Consider the following 17,603-nt stretch of genomic DNA (forward strand, 5'->3'; position numbering starts at 1 on the left):
GCCGGCGGCATTCAGCGACACCAGCATCGGCATTGGCTGCTGGCAGCGGGCACAGCACGGCAGCGGCTCCGGGTGAACCCAGCGCGGATAGCCGCCAAGCTGATCGATGCCCTCCCCTGCTTCGGCGACGCCGGCAAGGCCATGCGGCGGTAGCGCGCTGAACGCCAGCGTAGCGGCAGGATAGACAGCGGGCGCCGCCCCACCCGGCGCCGTCGGTGTCATCAGGCCTTGCCAGCCTTCGCCGGTGTATTGCATGTAAAGCGCATCGGGCTCGTAGGCCGTCTCGTACCAGAAGAAGGCCGGATCGCAGTTCGCGCGCAAGATTAAGGGCAACTGTGTTCGCTGCAAGCGCAGCACGCACTGCGCCGGCGTGCCGGTAATCGGACAGACCGGCACCTCACCCGCATCAGTGGCGCCAACGGCATGAGGGGTGGCGCCAACGGCATGAGGGGTGGCGCCAACGGGCTGCAGGTGCGCCCGCCAGCCAGCGCCCAGCGCACTGGGACGGCGGCTGGCCGGAACCAGCCCGGCCTGCTCCAGCAACATCTGCATCAGCTCGGTCCCCGCCAGCTCGGTGAGCCCCAGCAGCGCCTCGACGGCGGCATTGCTGCGGATCTGCGCCAGCTGGAACAGCGCGCCGACGTCATGGCGCTGCCGGTAACGTTGCAGTCGTTCGGCCACCCAGGCGTCTGGCGCGCCTGGCAGCACATTGACGACAATTTGCGGGTAGCGATCGAGCCACGACCGCATCACCTGTGGATGGAACAGCGCCAGCCTTGCCACCAGCGCCGCCGCACGCGGATCGGCGATTCCATCCGCCCGTTCGGCCAACGTGGCAACGTCCGCGTCAGCTAGCCAGGGCGCCAGCTCGCGCAGCGCAGCCCACGGCACGGGTTCCGTGGCCATCAAGTGTCGCGCGAGCTCCTGCTTGGCCACGATGCCGGCAGGCTGCTCGTCGACAAAACGGCACAGCAGCGTCTGCAAGGCCGGCTCACCGGCCCTTGCCGCCCACTCGCAGGCGGCGGCGACCGGATCGGCTTCGTCCAGCAACGCCTGAACGACGAGGGCCTCGGCGCGTTGCCGGTTGCCGTCGTGCAAGGAGGCGATGATGGCGTTCAGGGAGTCATGCATATCGGGTCTTATCCTCACGGGCCTGCGGCCAGCCGCAGGTAACGGTTCAGCATGGCATCGATCGAGGCGTCCGCCGCGAATACTCCGCGCCGTACGTTCTCCTGGTAGGCGCGCAAATAAGCGCCGACGATATCCGGCCGCCGAACGCCCTGGGCATGCAGACCTCCCAGAATGGCTTCGGCATCGCGCCGGAAGGCGCCAACCAGATCGGCGGCGTCACCCGCGATCTGGCTGGCGGTATTGCGCCCGCCGTAGGTGCGGCTCAAGAGTTTGTGCAGGTCTTCGGTCAGCGTCACCGTTACGCCCAGGTCGCGCGCCTCACGCGCCAGCGCCTCGAATTCGGTCGTCGTCAGCGCGCGCCCCAGCGTTCTTTCGCGCTCGGCGATCTTGGCCAGCAGGATGGCTGCGCGCGATGGGATATGGTCGCCGGTCAACAGGTCGCGGACGATGCCACGCCCCTTGGACGTGGTGATCAGGTATTCGGCCACTTCGAACAAGCGGATCGGCCCGGTCTGGGTCTGGCCACCGTGCGCCAGTGCGCGCAATTGGTCGTCGGTGAGGAAAATGGCGTCGTGCGCCGCCTCATCCACTTCTTCGATGCGCATTCCCGCGATGCGCCTCCAAGGGTTGATCAGCACCTCAATGAAGAACCAGCGGCCCTCACGCACGATGCGCATACCGCGGATCTCGTTGAAGAAGCCGCGTATGCGCTCGATCAGGTCGCTGATGCGGCGCACGCCGCGGGCAAAGCCATCGCCTATGGCGTCGAGCACGATGCGGCCATTGCGCAGCACCACGCGCCCAAAGCGCCGCACGCCGCCGACGGCCGCCTCGTCACCAGCGCTGACCGCGCGCGCGCCGGCATGGGCCGCGTCATCGGTGGCACCGCTGGCCGAGCGCCCGGTGCCGCGCGCGGCATCGTCTGCGGCCGCGGCGCCGGTGCGACCTTCCGCCGCCGCTGCCCGCGCCGCATCGTCGGCGCTGCGCTCGGCCCCGGCCACAGCGCGGGCGGTGCCACGGGCCGCATCGTCGCTGCCGCGTGCCGCCGCGCCCGCCACCCTGGCCGTATCCTCGGCGCCTTCGGCCACCGCGCGGGCGCCGGCGCGGGCGCCGCCCTTGGCGCCGGAGCCCAGCACCGCGCGTATCGCCCGTCCACCCAGCTCGAACAGCAGCAAAAAGATCAGCTCGACCGCGGCCACCGCCAGGCCACGTGCCAGCGCCATTGCCGCGCCGGCGGCATCGTCGGAGAAGGCCTTGGCGACGAACTCGCCGACGTAATACGCCACGCGCACGGCGGCGACGCCGATCATGATGGTGCCAACCACTTCCATGATCTCGACGATCACGCCCAGCGCCGCGCCCTCGGTCAGCAGGATCACCGCCAGGAGCGCGATGGCGGCAATGATGATGGCGGGCACCAGCCAGTGCTTGTTGCAATCGAACCAGTGACCCAGGCCCTTGCGCATCATGGCCCACATGTAGCGCGCCCGCTGGCCGCGGGTCAGCGGGCCGATACGCTCGGACTCGGGCACCACGGCCGGGGCGGCCGGCGCCGCGGCCGGCGCTTCGCCGCACGGTGTCTTGAATGGCTGGTCCATCATCTGCTGCAGCAAGGCTTCGGTGTCCTCGACTTCGCCCTCGGCCCCGCTCCCTGCGCCTTCGCCGGTCGGTGCAGCGGCGAGCCCCTCGCGCAGCGCATCCCAGCCGCCCTCGCCGTCGCTGAACAGTTCGCGCGATGCGCCGTCGGCCAGCGCCAGCTCCTCCATCAGCGAGCTTTCCATGGACGAGTAGCTGAAACGGGCGCTGATCTGCTCGGGCGCGAGCCCGGCCTGGCGCAGCAGCGCGCTATCCGGATCGGCGCCGACGGCGCTGATCGCCGAGGTGGCAGAAGCGGATGGCGCACCCTCCCCGGCACCGCCGGGCGCGCCACGCTCGAACGCCAGCGGCGTAGTCAGGTTGATGCCGATCAGCTCTTCCTCGAACTGGCCTTCGAAATGATCGGGCACCTGGCGCGCAGCGTTGACGAGGGTGATCACCCAGGTGAAGTCCTCGCCGGTCATGAAGCGCGCCACCTTGTTGGACATCGCGATCTTCTCGTCGCTGGGCAAGGCCAGCGACCGGTTGAGCACATCGATCAGCTGCGCCTTGGCCAGGGGCCAGGCCTCGCCCAGAGCCTCGAAGTCGGGCAGCGCCTCGATCAGCGTGATCATCAGGCCAATGGCGAAATCGATGATGGCCGGCTTGAAGCATTCGGGCAGCGCGCGCCAGGCCCAACCGGCGATCACCACATAGAGCAGGAAGGGATTGACCGGGAACAGCAAAATGGCGGCACCGAGCACGATGAGGGGCTGCAGCTCGCCCAGCACCGCCGCGCACTTGGCGCCGATCTCCTGCAGGTAGCCGACGAAATCGTTCTGGATCCAGGCGATGGCATCGTTGATGCCGGTCGCCACCGTATCGAATGCGGTGGCCAATGCCGCCAGCAGCGGCGCGCCACCCAATGCCTCGATCAAGCTGGTGATGCCGTCGATCGCCGTCTGCGCCATCGACGACAGCATGGACCCCGCCGTCGCCATCGCCGCCGAGAGATAGGACAAGCCACCTTGCAGCATCGGGTACAGCGTGCTGCTGAGGAATTCGCGAGCGCTGACGAGGATGGCGATGTCGTTCCAGTGCTCGATCAGATAGCTGATCCCCTGGTAGGCCAGCGGCACGCCGACCGCGACGATCACCACCGGCGCAGCCGGCGTGAACAGCAACGCAACGCCAACCGCCGCCAGGATTTCGGTCTTGTACGGTTCGATCTCGGCGACGATGTCGTCCCAGATATCGGTGAGGAATCCGGTCACCGTACCGAGCACGCTGGCCGCCGAATCCCAGACCAGATCGAAACCGGCGGCGTAGCTCTCCCACAGCTCGCCGAAGGTGGTGACGATGGGCGAAACCAGCTCCCACGCCGCATCGGCCGTCTCGCTGACGAAGGTCCAGGCGGCGCCAGCCACCTTCTTGACCGCTTCGAGCGCCGGTTTGCCGAACTGGGTCCACAGGTCGCCGAAGAAACCGGCGATGTCACCGATCACGCCGGAAACATCGTCGAAGATGGGCCCGAGCAAGCGGTTGATGAAAGCGCCGATGCGGCTCGCCAACGCGAACAGCGAGCCGCAGTCGCCGCCAGCCACGTCGGCGGCGATGTCCTTGGCGCCCGCCACCATCTCGGGAAACAGCGATTGCAGCGTTGCCAGCAGGCCGTCGCTGCGGATGCGCTCGCCCAGGCCGCCAAACGAGGCATCGAGCGCGCTGAGCACATGTTCGCGGATCTGCTCGGCGATGCTGCCGTTCAGCAGCGCCAGCACCAGCGGCGCGTGCTGCTGCAAATAGTCGACCAGCGCCTGCTGCGCGGCGGCAAGCGCCTCGCTCGCCTCACCCGCCACATAGTCGACGCCTTCGCCGACCAGCTCGCGCGCCGGGGCCGTGGTTTCATCCACCCAGTTCACGCCCGCGTTGAATCCCGCGCCGATATCGTCGGCCAGATCACGCTGGACGACAGCGGGGGACGAGCCCCCTTGCTGCACGACGTGGGTCAGCTCGTGCGCCAGCAGGTGATCGCCCGCCGGTGTGCCCGGTGCGTATTCGCCGGTGCGGAAATACACGTCGCTGCCGATGGTGAAGGCACGCGCGCCGATGCCCTCGGCCAGCCGGTCGGCCTCGCCGTCGTGATGGATGCGCACCCCGGCGAAATCGTGGCCGAAGCGGCCCGACATGCGCCGCAACGCGGGCGTGGCGAGCGGTGCCCCGCCGCCCGCCGGCAGCACCAACTCGCCACCCGGCGGGCCGGCGCCAGCGCGCTGCGCCACCTCCTCGCACGCGCAACTAGCCTGGGCACAATGATCATCCAGTGGCGTGATGCGCGGTGGCGAGCGGTTCGGGGCGGATGCCCCACTCGTCACCTCGTCGGCAACTCGCTCGGCCTCGCGTTCGTGCGGCGTGTCGGGCGCGCCAACGGCCACGGCCGCCATGGCGTAGGACTGCCAGTTCGCGCTGTCCGAGCGCTTTTGCTCGCAAGTTGCACATGCACGCTGCACCCGAGGCGCCGAACGGCGCTCCGGGGCAGCGGTGGCATGGGCGGCGGGCATGGCACCACACTCAGGTGAAATCGATCGGCGAGAAGAAGATCACTGCCTGGTAGTCCTCCGGCTTCTCGTTGATGTTCTGCAGCTCGGCATATTCAGCCGTGGGCAGCACATCACTCCTCAGCTTCCATGAGCGCACCGGATCGATGCGGACATTGGCGGCCTGCAGTTCGCTGTCGGCCATCTGCTTCGCCAGCGGCAACTGGCTTTGCGCATGCACATACACTGTGGCCACCTCGGATTTGAGGTTCACCATCAGCTGTCGCAGATCGTTGTCGAGCTGGCTGGCCGATTGCGGCGTGCCGCCATTCCAGGTCTCGACGCGCTTTTCGCTGTCGGCGTTCAGAAAATGATGGCCAGCACCGTAGTCAACAGCCCGCACCAGCAGTACCTGGCCACTGGCGACCAGCTCGCGTACCAGCACAGCCACGCTACGGCACTGCGCAACCTGGGCCGCGGCGGGGTCGTGCGTGGCTTCCACCGGGTTGTCGCCACCACGCAGTTCGTTGATCACTTCGTTGGCATCGGCGATCACCGCGCTGCGTTCCGCCTCCTCGGCATGGAACACCAGCGAGAAGTGCGGATTGGTATCCGGGTTGTTCCATGCGGCAACCACGGCCGTGGCGCTGGCCGGGGTCAGTTCGCCGTCACTGTCGAACTCGGCGTGGGTAGGGCCGCTGGCCTGGCTTTGCGCCAGAGCGGCGGCGAGGCCTGCCGCATCGTAGACGCGCTTGAACGCTTCGTAGTTGGCCGTACCGTCGATGATGTAGACATCCTGGCAGGCTGGCTTGACCTGCTGCGTGATCAGGAAGGTGGCACCGTCGAGCCCCGATAGGCCCAGCGCCGGCAGCACTGCCAGCACCACGTTGTCGATGGCATTGTCGGGCGCGCCGGTCAGCGCCAGTTCCAGACTGGCCAGACGGGCCTTGGCCAGTACTTCGCCTTCGGCCTGCGCCGCGCCCTGCGAGCCGATGCCGCCAAAACGCACGCGGTTGCCCGGCTGCGCGGCGGCCCAATCGGCCAACAGTTCGGTCACCGGCGTGGCGATGCTGGAGCGACCGCCCTCGAATTCGACCACCGCCACCGGCGCAAAACCGAGCTTGGTGATGCGTGCGGCGTCGCCCGACAGTACGGCGGCACGCGCCGTCTGCAGATTTTTCTCGCTACTGACCTTGAGGTGGAACAGTTGGTAGCGGCGGGCGTCGACGCGCGGCACCACCGCATCGATGCCGCATTGCCGGGTGCGGCGGCGATGGAACAGCACCCAGTCACGCTTGGCGAGCACGGTCAGTAACTCGCCACTGGGTGGCGGCGCGCCAAAGAGGTCGGCGAGCGCATCGGCGGCAAAAGTCGGCGAGCCCTCGCGCGTCGCCAGCACCTGGATTGCGGTCTCGGACGCCACGCGCAGCGGATTGCCGGGGCTGAGCACATTGTCGTCGCGCACCAGCGAGGCACCCAGTAGACTCTGGTCCTCCGCGCCATCGTCGCCACGCGTGGTAAAGGCGATCTTCAGGCTGGCCGCGGCCGGCTGGTCGCGCCACAACGCCGTCACCCGCACGCTGGACAGCTCGAACAGCTCCTCACCGACATTGGCGCCCGCCAAATCGACATGCACCCCTATCCGACCACCGTCGCTGGTCGCGGTCTGGGTCAGCGCCACCGGCACCGATAGCGGAATGATGCGCCGCGCGCCGGAGGTGCCGGCAAAGTTGCCGGACACAGTGGCCGAGCCATTGAAGGTGGCACGCACCGATACGCCGTTGTTGCGCACGGTGCGTTGCTCGACGGTCAGCCGGCCCGTGAGTTCCACATCGAGAAACTGACCGGCGCCATCACCCGGAATCAGCATGGTGATATCGAGCGAGACCACGACCACGCTGCCTTCGGGCGCGGCGAAGGGATCGCTCGCCGCACCGGCCGAGACCCACAGCGCCACATGGTCGACCGATTCGTCGGCGAGGCCCTCGTAACGGATGGCACCCGCCTTCTTGCCGGACTCTGCCCGCTTGGCCGACTGGGCGGCGCGCACCAGTTCAGCCTCGCTGCGCATCCGTGCGTAATTCATGGCAATGCCGGCCGTGCTATCGGCAGCAGCATCCTTCTTGGCGGTGGACTTGTTGCGGGCTCCCTTGACTGCGTCCGCCTCGGTCTCCTCGATCGGCTGGTTGCGCGCAATCGCCCTGAGGGTGTACCACGCTGCCTGCTCCATGGTGTTGGTGTTTGCCTTGGCCCAATCGCGCGCCTCGGCGATCGCCTTGCGCTTGCTGGCCATTTCCATCATGCCGGCGAAATGGAACGCCAGGCTGCCGTCGCCCTCTTGCGCGCTGCGCCCGGCCCCCGCCAGCACATCCTGCTCATAGGTCTGCCGGTACAAGCCGGTTTCGAATTGCCGCACGCCATAGCGCGGCCCGTCGCCGATAATGACCACCTCGGGGTTATCGTTCCCGCCCCGCACCCGCACCGCCCAACCGATGCCCTTGCTGGCCTGGGCACCGACAATCTCGCCATCGGGCACCAGGATGTCGACCTCGTCCTTGTGCTGCGGGTCATCGAGCCCGCGGGTGAGCGAGATGCGCTCCATGTGCTGCGCTTCCTGCCACGATTCGGCCACGTAATCGGGCCGGACCACGCAAAAGCGCAGGTCGACGCCATCGCCCAGCAAGGCGCGTACCTGCTGGTTCACGCTGAGCGTACTGCCAGCCACCACCGGCAGGTAACCGGCGCTGGGCAGCTCGACGATGCCACCATTGATCAGCACCCGGTCGGTGGCGGTGAGCTTCACCTGCTGCTTGGCCAGTTGCAGCTTGCCGACGAGATCGGCGATCTGGCTGTGGCCGCCGACAAAGCGCATTTTCTGGTCGGTGAAGCTGCGCGCGGTCTCGGTGTAGTAGCGCTGCAGCTCGACCATCACATCACTGGCCTCGACCACCAGCCGGCGCATCCGGTTGCACGGATCATCATCGTCGCCTGGCGTGGGCCCATGTTCGAGCACATGCACCAGCTGGCACTGGAATTGCAGCACCTGCGCCAGGAACACGTCCCACGGCCGCATCATCATCTGCCACTGCCAGTAGCGCTTGGGGTGACCATCGACGTGTTCGCGCCGCGCGATCCAGCCGTCGAGGAACTGCACGTTGCCACCGGAATACGCGAGCACCCCCAGCGGCACGAAGTTGCCCGATGCCGCGAGCGCGCCGCGGCACCAGACCGACGATTCGAGCAGCGCCGCACTCATGATCTTGCCGTAGCGCGCCTGCTCATCGGCGTAGTAGCTCGACGCCACACGCGAGCGCAGGTGCTCGGCGGTGAATTGCACCGCGCTGCTGGTTGGCAAGGGCGTGGCAAGGTTGAGCGGCAATGCCAGTAGCACCACGCCTTCGCGCCGCGCATCGAAATCGGCGCTCTGCGCGCACGCCGATTCGCACGCCTTGCCCCAGACCTCGGCCCGGCCGCACAGTGCCTCGGCGTGAACGATACCGATCAGGTAGAGCGTGCTTCCGGCGACCGGCGTCGCGGTCGGCGCGCTGACTGCAGGCTCGCACGCGCCGAAATGGCCATCGCCCCCCGCTGTGGCCGGCGCATTGGCCTGTCCTTGCGAGCGCGCGATCAGGTCGGCGATGCCGACCTCGGCCGCGTCGGGGAGCAGCAGCACGCGCCCCTCGTTGTCGATGGCCAGACCCGATGACAGCTGCAGGCGCCCGCCCGACAAGGTGGAGAGGTTGAAGCCATGCACCACGCCGGCGCCACTGGCGCGGTTGCTCTCTCGCACCAGCGCGCGCAGGTAATCCTGCTCGCGGGTCAGGTCCTCGGCGCCGAGGTAGCGGCCGTCGAAGTAGTTGATGCGGGTCAGGTCGGTATGCTCGGGAATCAGCGTGATCCCACGATTGGTGCCGACGAGGACGAGGGTGGAGGTTTGATTGGTCGCCATCGCTATGCCCTCAGTTGGTCCAGACGTAGTCACGGCCGGCGGCCGCGTCGACGTCATTGCCCGGCGTGCTGCCGGTGCCGCCATAGAGCGGCAGGAAGTTGTCGCCCAGGATGGGCTTGCCGCCCGTGCCAACCAGCAGCACGCGCACGCGGTTTCCGGCCGGATCGGCCGCGAACTCGACGGTGAGCGACAGGCCGTCGGCCGCCGCCGTCAACGTGGCGGCGAAATCCTCCCAGCCACTGCCGGCGACAAAGCGCGTCGACGACAGGACCGCGGGTTTGACCGTATCGAGTAGCAGTGCGCGGGTGAGTGGCAGCGTGAGCGTGGTGCCGGCCAGCGTGACACCCGCCGTATCCACTTGCGGCCCGCTCGTGGTGCTGGCCGCCACCGTGCCGCCCGATTGCAGTGACTGCGTGGCCACGAGCACCGGGCGTACCAGGTTGTCGACCTCGCCGCCGGTCACCGTGTCGGCGGCGGCGTTCAGCACCACATCGTTCAATTGCGCCAGCACGATGTCGCGCGGCGCGCCGTCGGTAAACAGTTGCGCCTCGACATCGTCCTCGTCGCTACCGACCACCACCGCGAGTGCATCGCGGATCGCGGCGTGGCGCAGCAGCTCCTCGCGCGCAGTGGCCGCCTGCTCCGGCGGCAGGCCGGCGAGCGCGGCCAGTGCATCGAGCACCGCCTGATCATCGGGCAGCGGATCGCCTTCGTCGTCGACGCGGGCAGCGTCGAGCCCCTGCGCCAGTCGCCACAGATGGTTGGCCCGCGGCCAGTCCGGCGCGGGGCCCGGCACCAGCAGCAGCTCCACCGTTTCGAGCACGCGCGAATACGCGGTCTCGCTGCTGCCGCCGGCACAGGTATCGATCAGCGCCGGCACCGGGCGCGCGAGGCAAGCCAGGTGGCGGATCACCACATGGACGGTGAAGGTGATGCTGCCGTCCTCGCCGACCTCTGGCGCGAGCTCGGCGTCGTCCTGGTGCTCGGCGTACCAGGCCGGCAGGTTGAGGCATTGCAGCACGTCGACATGCAGCTCACGGCCGAAGCCGTCGAGCGCAAGGCCGGGCGCGACGCGGACTTCTCCGGCGTCCAGCGCTAGGCTCACGCCCAATCCCCACACGGTACCAAACCCGTGCAGCCAGCCCTGATGCAGCCGCATCTTGCCGCGGTGATAGCTCTGGTCGGTCTCGAAATCGTCGACGCCCAGCAGCATGCCGTAGTGGTAGCGCACCGCCTGGTAAGGACGGTTGGGCAGTGTCGCGGTCTGTTCAGCCATGATTGCCTCCCTCAAAGCGTCAGGTAGCCGCGCAGCGCGTGCGCGCTACGGTCGGCCATCTTGGCGGCGAGCTCCGCCGCCGCTGTCGATTCCGCCGTCAACCGCTCGCCCAGCCAATCGAGCCGGCGTTGACGAGCGATATCAGCCAGCGCCTCGGTCACCCAGGCCAGTTCCGCAGCCTTGGCCGCCGTCACCATGGGGTTGACCACGAGCACCTTGTAGCGGTTAAGCACATCCTCGGCGCGCCAGAACGATTCGAGCTCGCTCCACACCGACTCGGGAACCGCCGTCTGCCACGCCAGCAGCGTGACGGCATGCGTGGACTTGGGCAGCGCCGGCTTGGTGGTGAAGTCATCCTCGGCCGTGGTGTAGGCGGCATGCGCCTGTTGCCAGGCCACCGTAGCGGCACCGAGCGGCGTGTTGGGATCGTCATCGAGCGTATCCAGATCCGCCTCGGGGTTCGCCGCCAGCACCTTGATGCGCTCGATCTCCAGCAACGCCTCCTTGTCGGCCAGCGTTTGCAGCGCGGTATCGCGTGCCGCTTCCGCCGCCACCGCGGCCTGGCGGTCACCCAGCGCCGCCGCATCCTCGATCTCGGCACGCTGATCGGCGGTCAGCGCGGGGGGCAGCGTAGGCTGCGCCAGCCGCACCAGCGTCGCCGAGGCCGACGCCACCGCGGAGACCGCTTGCGATGCGTAGTCGAGCAGCTTGCCTTCGGCCAGGTTGTAGGCACGTTCCAGCGCCGGCAGTTTGTCCTCGGGCAGCCCAGACTGTTGCAGCGCGGTGGCGAACTCGGCGGCTGTCGCATCGGCGATCTGCGCGGCACGGGTCGCAGCGGTGGCCGCCAGAGCGAAGCGCGCCCGCGCCCGGTTGTAGAGCACCGGTGGCAGATAGCTCTCCACCCGCGCCTTGGCGGCGGTGTAGTCGGCGCCAGCCAGCGCGTTGGTCGCCGCCTGCTTCGCGCCGGAAGCGGCGCCGGTCTTGGCCGAATCGATCGCCGCATCGCGGGCGGCGATCCGTGTCTGTGTCGCAACGAGATCGGCATCCGCGGCCAGCCGCAGCGCGCCCGCGTGCTCGACGGCCTCGGTCAGCCGCGCCAGCGCCGTGCTCGCCTCGGTGCGTTCCAGCTCCGCTTCGGTCAATGCGGCCGCGGCGGCGCGCTCCTCGGCGATGGCGTCGGCCAGTTCCTCCAGCAGCGGCTCGCCATCGGCCGGCATGGGGATATTGCCCAGCAGCCGTCGCAGCCTGGCCGCATCGGCACTGGCGGCGGTGCGCGCCTCGACCGCGTCGGCCACCGCTTCGCGGGCCTGGCGCAATGCTTCGCGCGCGTCGGCCAGCTGGGTGGCGGTCGCCGCCTCGACATCACGCCGGTTCTGGCGTTCGAACGTGGCGAGTTCGATCAGCGTTTTGGGGTCTGCCATCTTGCTTCTCCTGTTTGGACCGATGCAATGCGCGCTACTGCGGGCACGGCCGGCCGGATTTCTCGAACTCCTGCACGATGGCGCGCTGCAGCGCAGCGCGCCCTATGGGCTCGTTGTCCGCGGCGGCAAGGTAAGCCGCGGCCAGCAAGGCATTGCGGATCATGGCGCCCGACATCGGATACACGGCCGCCAACAGATCGAAATCGACATCGGCGGCAAGCGGTGCGCTCGCCGGCAAATGGCGGCGCCAGATCGCGGCGCGTTCGGGCTCTCCGGGCTCGGGAAAGTCGACGACGGCCTCGAAGCGGCGCAAAAAGGCGCGATCGAGCTGCTGCCGCAGGTTGGTGGCGAGCACGGCCACGCCGTCGAAGCGCTCCAGCCGCGTCAGCAGGTAGGCTGTTTCGATATTGGCGTAGCGATCGTTGGCGTCGCCCACCTCGGTGCGCCGGGTAAACAGCGCGTCGGCCTCGTCGAAGAACAGTACAGCGCGGCACGATTCGGCTTCGTCGAACACCGCACCGAGGTTTTTCTCGGTTTCGCCTATCCACTTGGAGAGCACGCGCGCCAAGTCGACGACGACGAGATCGCTGGCGAGCTCGTGCGCCACCACTTCGGCCGCCAGCGTCTTGCCGGTGCCGGGCAGGCCGCAGAACAGCATGCGCACGCCGCGGCGGCCCACTTCGCCGCGATCGAAGCCCCAGGCATCGAGCACCTGCCATTGCAGCTTCAGTCGCGCGATCACGTCGGAAAGCTGGCGGCGCGGCTGCTCTGCCAACACCAGGTCGTCCCAGCTGGCACGCGGCGTCACGCGGCGCAGGCTGTGCTGGCCCAGGCCCGGCAATCTCGCCTTGAGAGCGGAGAGGCCCATATCAAGATCGAGCGGAGCCTGCGCCTCGCCCACCATCAGGCTGACATCGTCCTCGATGCGCGCCAGCACGTCCGGCGCCAACGGAAAGCGCGCAGCGAGTTCGGCGGCATGCAAGGCCAGCTGCGGCACGCCGTCGCGCCATAGCTGCGGGTGCGCGGCGCGCGCCAGCGCCGGTGCCGCCACCGGTTGCAAGGGGCGACGCAACCGGGCCAGCACCGCGTTGCCGGCGCCGGCCAGCACCAGGGGGCCCGGGTAATCGGTCAGCAACATTTCCGCATCCGCACCCGGGCCGTTTTCCTGCCACAGCACCGGCAAGGCGCCGCGCGCAAGGCAGTGCGCCAGCAGCAGCGTGAGCCGCGGCGCTTCCATGCCGCCCGCGTCGAAGCTATGCGCGGGCACTCCGCGCAAGGACAGCCAGCTGGTCAACTGGCGCGCGCGCAACGCGGCGGCGGGGCCATGCAGCCACACCAGCGGCTCGGCATCGCGCTCCAGGGCCGGCGCAACCGAAGCAAACCAGCCATCGTCGACCACCCATTCCTCGCTGGGCAGTGGCGCAATGGCGGCCGGCCAGTAGTTGATGCCGGCGAGCACCGGCCACAATCCTTCGGCCAGCACCAGGCTGCGCTCGGGCAAGGGCCCGTCGCCGTGCAGCGTGACGAGGCCAAAGCGGAACAGCACGCTGCCCGCCAGCATCTGCCAGGCCGGCAGGCGTGATCCGGCATGGCCGGCCAGCCGCGCGAACAGGCTGATGGTGGCCCGAGGCTCGCCCTTGGGATGCAGGCTCGCGAACACGGCGCCATAGCCTTCGTGCTCGTCGGCCATGCCAGCCAGCAGCAGCAAGAGCCGCTCGTCATCGGACAGCGCCAGCCGGTGGCCCAGCAAGGCCAGCCGTTGCGGCGTCGGCGGTGGCGACTGCTGCTGCGCATTGCGCCACTGCGTATCGAGGAAACCCGATGACGCGCCGGTCTCGCCAGCGTCGCGCAGCAACTCGGCCAGGCGCGACCCCACTTCCGCGGCCGCGTACCACAAGGGCTGGCCGACCGCCTCGGGATGGCTCAGGGGCTGGATGCGGTCATTCATAGACATACCTCAGCACCACGCCCAGCCAGGGCACGAACCCCGGATCGAGATCGAGTGCCGCGCGGCGCAGATCGAGCGACACCTCGGACAGGGAAAAACGCACCTCGAACCAGCCTGGATCGGCCACCACGGTAGCGCGGCGCGCGCAGACCCGCGCCATCAATCCCGGCCCCGCCCAGCCCGGCAGGCGCTCGGCAAGGCTGTCCCGCACCAAGTTGGCCGCATGCGCCAGGACCAGCTCGGCCTCCTGCGGCCAGGGTTCATCCAGCGGTCTGAAATCGGGCGTCCAGCCGGCAAAGGCGAGCGCCGCGGCATCGTGCGCGCGCAGCCCCGGCAACAGCTGCAACGCCAGCCGGTGCAACACGTGACCCAGCGGCCGCTCCGCGAGGCTTGCTGCGCCGAGCAGCTTCGTCAGCGCGCCGCAGCTCGCCACCAGCGGCACCAGGAACAGCAGCCCTCCCCATTCGGTGAGCACCCCGAGACGCTCGGCCGCGGGCGTGGGCGCGATGTCATCCACGGCGCCGGCAGCGGCAGCCTCAGCGTGCCGTTGCACCGCGATTTCGCTGTCCGCCACCGCACGCGCCACCGCCGTATCGTCATGCCCGGCGGTCACGCCATCAGGGTGTACGGATTCCAGCACGGGCGCACGCGCGCCGCGCGCCGCGGCAAGATCACCATCACCATCACCATCACCATCACCATTGCCATCGGCATCAGGCAGCGCACGTTCGGCGATCACTACACCCGGCGCGACATCGACGAGCGCGGCAGCGCGCCCCAGCAGCACGCTGGCGCCACGCAAGGCCAGGCCGGGTTCGGCCAGCAGCCAGATCAGCACGGCCCAGAGCACGCGTTCGGCGCGCGCGAGCTCGGGCAGCGCCAGCCACCGGCGCTGCCAGCGCGGCGGCAGCGATGGCATCATCGCCGTACTCGCCATGTCCGGATCGGTCCCGCGGATGATCGCCAGCACCCCGCTGAACAAGGGATCGTTAGGCAGACCCTGCGCGCGCGCGATCATGGCGAGCGTCAACGCCAGCGACGTGGCATCGAGTCGTGCATACAGCAGCGGCAGGCGCGGCGCGGCGAAGAGCGCAGTGAGCCAGGGCTGCACCAGCTCAGGCTCGTCGCGCAGCGCCTGTACGACGGTGGCGAGCGTCGGTGCCGCGTCACGCGGCAGCCAACCCAGTCGTTGCCAGGCCCAGCTGCGCGTCGATACACCCGTCAGTACGTCCTGCGTACAGGCGAGCCACGCCGCCAGCCGATGCGGGTAACGCAGGATCTCGGTGCCACCGGCGATCAGCTGCCGTTCCAGCTCGCGCGCCAAAGCCTCGCCCCATTGTCTGGCCACGCCGGCATCGCTCTGCCCGACGGACAGCGACACCGGCAGGCTGAGCCGGCGTACCAATACCACTTCGTCGGCGCCGACGTGACGTGCCGTGCATTCGGCGAGGCCGAGCTCCAGCTCGCCATCCAGCAGTGCGGTCTCGATCTGCGGCACGCGCGGCAATACGTCCGGCGGCACGGACCAGCGACTGCGCCAGCGGGCGACGTTGACGTTCATTGCAGCCTCCCCAGCCCCAGCCGGGCGAGGCCGGGCTTGAGCGCCGCCGTGGGCCGGCCCAGCGTGCTGCCACGCCCGACCGCGCCACCGATGGCGAAGGGCCTGAACCCGGCGCTACGGCCGATCACGCTGGTCATGCCCAGATGCAGGCCAAGGCCTATGCGCATGCCGGCGCCCACCGTGCACAACTCGTACAACGTATGCGCCGGGCGATGCACTTCCAGCAAGTGGCGCACCAGCGCCTCCAGCTCGCCCGGCAGGTTCCCCTGCACCACCACGGCAAAGCGATGGGCGTACGCCGCATAGGCCTGCGTCGCCGCATCGGCGTCTTCCAGCCCAGCCTCGGCCCCGGCCTTGCCGCCGACTCGCCAGCCGAAACCGACCACGGCGCGCTCGCGCACGCCATCCTCGCTCGCGCCAACCTGCCCGAGGCCACGGAAGCGCCAGCGCTCGATGATCTGTACCGGCGCACCGGTGACGATTTCCAGCAGCCGGATCAGGCTGGCTGGCGTACCACGCTGGTAGAAGAACGGGATGGCCTCGGCCAGCAAGGTGCGCCGCGCGGCCTCGCTCATGCGCTCATCGAGCGCCAGCCCCACCCACATCGCCAGCCACGGCAACATCGCCGCAGGCGCGGCCGAGGGCTTGAGCAGTGCGTGGCGCGTGCTGCTCTGCACGATCAGCTCGTCGTGCAGCGCAGCCAGCGGCGTGAGGTAGCGGGTAAGGAAATCGCGCGTTGCCTCATCGCGCCGGTAGAGTTGCGGCAAGCGGCGCAACCAGTCGTGACCCGGATGCTCGGCACGCAAGGTGCGCACGCGCGGCGTAGCCTGCGAGCTGCCGATCAGTTGCAGCACCAGCCACAGATAGCGGCCGGCGCTCGCCCCCGCGCTGGCCTCGAAGGTGGCGAAATCATCAGGCGCCGGCCACGGTTGCTCGCTGCCATCGCTGCGGCGGAACACCGCCGCGCCGCGCAGATCGGCCGGCGGCAGCCAGTGCTGCGGCGGCAAGGGCGTGGCATCGGGTTCGGCGATATCGGCAAGCACCCCACCGGCGGGCGGCGTGCGCACGATGCGCGGCACCTCCTCGTCGTCGTCGCTGGCCTCTGCGTGCAGCGCCAGCGCGGTGCCGTGCGGCACGCAGGCGTCGAGCAACACCCTGCCCCACACCGTCTGGTAGTCGCCGGCGTCGAGCCGGAACGCGATCACCCGCCCCTGCGGCCGGTAGTGACGGCGCGCGACGACGGCGTGGCGCAGCCCGCGTTCGGTCCAGTAGGCAATGCGGTTGTCGGGGGTGGCAACGATGCCCATGCCGTCGTAGCCACGCGCAGTCAGGGGCACACCGGGCAGAGCGGTCACCGTGTCGATGCGGACGAAGTCCTCTCCCGGTCGCCGCGCGACCACGATGGCGGCAGCGCCATTCTCCGCATCGGTGTCGGCATCGGGCTGGATGGCCAGATCGGAAGCGAAGTCGATCACCTCGGCCGCGAGCTCGATTTCGTCGGCTTGCCAGGCACCGCCGGCGCGCCGGGTATAGCGCCACAGCGCGGCGTTGACGCCATGCGCGGCGGACAGGATCACGCAGCGGCCGCCATCGAGGAAATCCAGCCGCGCAGGCTGCACGATCTGCGACACGTCGGCATCGAGCACCCGCACGCCGCGCTCCGCCCCCATGCGCCACAACGCGCCGGCAGACAGCCCATACAGCCAGCCGTCAAACCAGACGATGTCCTGCGGATCGGCCGGCACCGCGACCGTGCGCAACAGCCGCCGCGCCGGCAGATCGAACACGTCGATGCGCTGCGTGGCAGCATCGAGCACAAACAGGTGGTCGGCGTCGTCGCACGCCAATGCGCGCGGCGTGAAACCCGCCGTCAGCGTCGCAGCCGGGACGAAATCGCCGGATGGCGGCGGCGCCTCGATGCCGATCACGTCAAAGCGCTCGAGCGCGCGCTGCGGATGGGCAGGATCAAAGCCGCCCCAGTACAGGCATTCGATGCGCGCCTCCATCGGGATGCTGTGGTACAGCCGGCAGGCCGGGCCGAAGGCGAGGCCGGCGCCACGCGTGTCCGTCACTGGCTGCGGATCACCCGGCGTGGCATCACCCTCCCACGCCAGCTGCACGGCGCCGTCGACCAGCGCCGCGTCCTCGAAGCCGCAGCGCAACCACTGGCTGGCGCCGGTGATGATGGCGAAGCGCGCGTCGCTCATG

At 69.1% G+C, this 17,603-nt stretch carries 8 protein-coding genes; all 8 read right to left on the reverse strand.

What is annotated here, in order from left to right; all coding sequences use genetic code 11:
• Window positions 1-1,131, reverse strand: a 1,131-nt coding sequence (locus NLI84_RS13105; protein ID WP_255990869.1) for a hypothetical protein, incomplete at its 3' end; no start/stop codon positions are given.
• Between the two features lie 14 nt (window positions 1,132-1,145).
• The gene (locus NLI84_RS13110) at window positions 1,146-5,264 is read right to left on the reverse strand and encodes an eCIS core domain-containing protein (RefSeq protein ID WP_255990870.1); all 4,119 of its coding nucleotides are present in this window, start codon (window positions 5,262-5,264) and stop codon (window positions 1,146-1,148) included.
• Window positions 5,265-5,274: 10 nt separating this feature from the next.
• The gene (locus NLI84_RS13115; protein ID WP_255990872.1) at window positions 5,275-9,189 is read right to left on the reverse strand and encodes a hypothetical protein; all 3,915 of its coding nucleotides are present in this window, start codon (window positions 9,187-9,189) and stop codon (window positions 5,275-5,277) included.
• 10 nt (window positions 9,190-9,199) lie between these two features.
• The gene (locus tag NLI84_RS13120; protein ID WP_255990873.1) at window positions 9,200-10,465 is read right to left on the reverse strand and encodes a hypothetical protein; all 1,266 of its coding nucleotides are present in this window, start codon (window positions 10,463-10,465) and stop codon (window positions 9,200-9,202) included.
• A gap of 11 nt (window positions 10,466-10,476) precedes the next feature.
• Window positions 10,477-11,886, reverse strand: coding sequence for a hypothetical protein (locus tag NLI84_RS13125; RefSeq protein ID WP_255990874.1), 1,410 nt, complete (start codon window positions 11,884-11,886; stop codon window positions 10,477-10,479).
• Window positions 11,887-11,920: 34 nt separating this feature from the next.
• On the reverse strand, window positions 11,921-13,834 hold the full coding sequence (locus NLI84_RS13130) for an ATP-binding protein (RefSeq protein ID WP_255990875.1): 1,914 nt from the start codon (window positions 13,832-13,834) through the stop codon (window positions 11,921-11,923).
• Window positions 13,827-15,395, reverse strand: a complete 1,569-nt coding sequence (locus NLI84_RS13135; protein WP_255990876.1) for a hypothetical protein — start codon at window positions 15,393-15,395, stop codon at window positions 13,827-13,829. The genes NLI84_RS13130 and NLI84_RS13135 overlap by 8 nt, the downstream gene beginning before the upstream one ends.
• Complete coding sequence (locus NLI84_RS13140) at window positions 15,392-17,602, reverse strand: phage tail protein (protein ID WP_255990884.1); 2,211 nt, start codon at window positions 17,600-17,602, stop codon at window positions 15,392-15,394. The genes NLI84_RS13135 and NLI84_RS13140 overlap by 4 nt, the downstream gene beginning before the upstream one ends.
• Window position 17,603 lies beyond the last annotated feature (1 nt).

It is taken from the genome of Chitinolyticbacter albus, assembly GCF_024437655.1.
Classification (GTDB): domain Bacteria; phylum Pseudomonadota; class Gammaproteobacteria; order Burkholderiales; family Chitinibacteraceae; genus Chitinolyticbacter; species Chitinolyticbacter albus.

What these genes read in the sequence shown, in the direction of transcription:
- NLI84_RS13115 (WP_255990872.1), bottom strand. Translation starts at nt 9,189, where the DNA reads ATGGCGACCAATCAAACCTCCACCCTCGTCCTCGTCGGCACCAATCGT.
- NLI84_RS13110 (WP_255990870.1), bottom strand. Translation starts at nt 5,264, where the DNA reads ATGCCCGCCGCCCATGCCACCGCTGCCCCGGAGCGCCGTTCGGCGCCT.
- NLI84_RS13120 (WP_255990873.1), bottom strand. Translation starts at nt 10,465, where the DNA reads ATGGCTGAACAGACCGCGACACTGCCCAACCGTCCTTACCAGGCGGTG.
- NLI84_RS13130 (WP_255990875.1), bottom strand. Translation starts at nt 13,834, where the DNA reads ATGAATGACCGCATCCAGCCCCTGAGCCATCCCGAGGCGGTCGGCCAG.
- NLI84_RS13135 (WP_255990876.1), bottom strand. Translation starts at nt 15,395, where the DNA reads ATGAACGTCAACGTCGCCCGCTGGCGCAGTCGCTGGTCCGTGCCGCCG.
- NLI84_RS13140 (WP_255990884.1), bottom strand. Translation starts at nt 17,602, where the DNA reads ATGAGCGACGCGCGCTTCGCCATCATCACCGGCGCCAGCCAGTGGTTG.
- NLI84_RS13125 (WP_255990874.1), bottom strand. Translation starts at nt 11,886, where the DNA reads ATGGCAGACCCCAAAACGCTGATCGAACTCGCCACGTTCGAACGCCAG.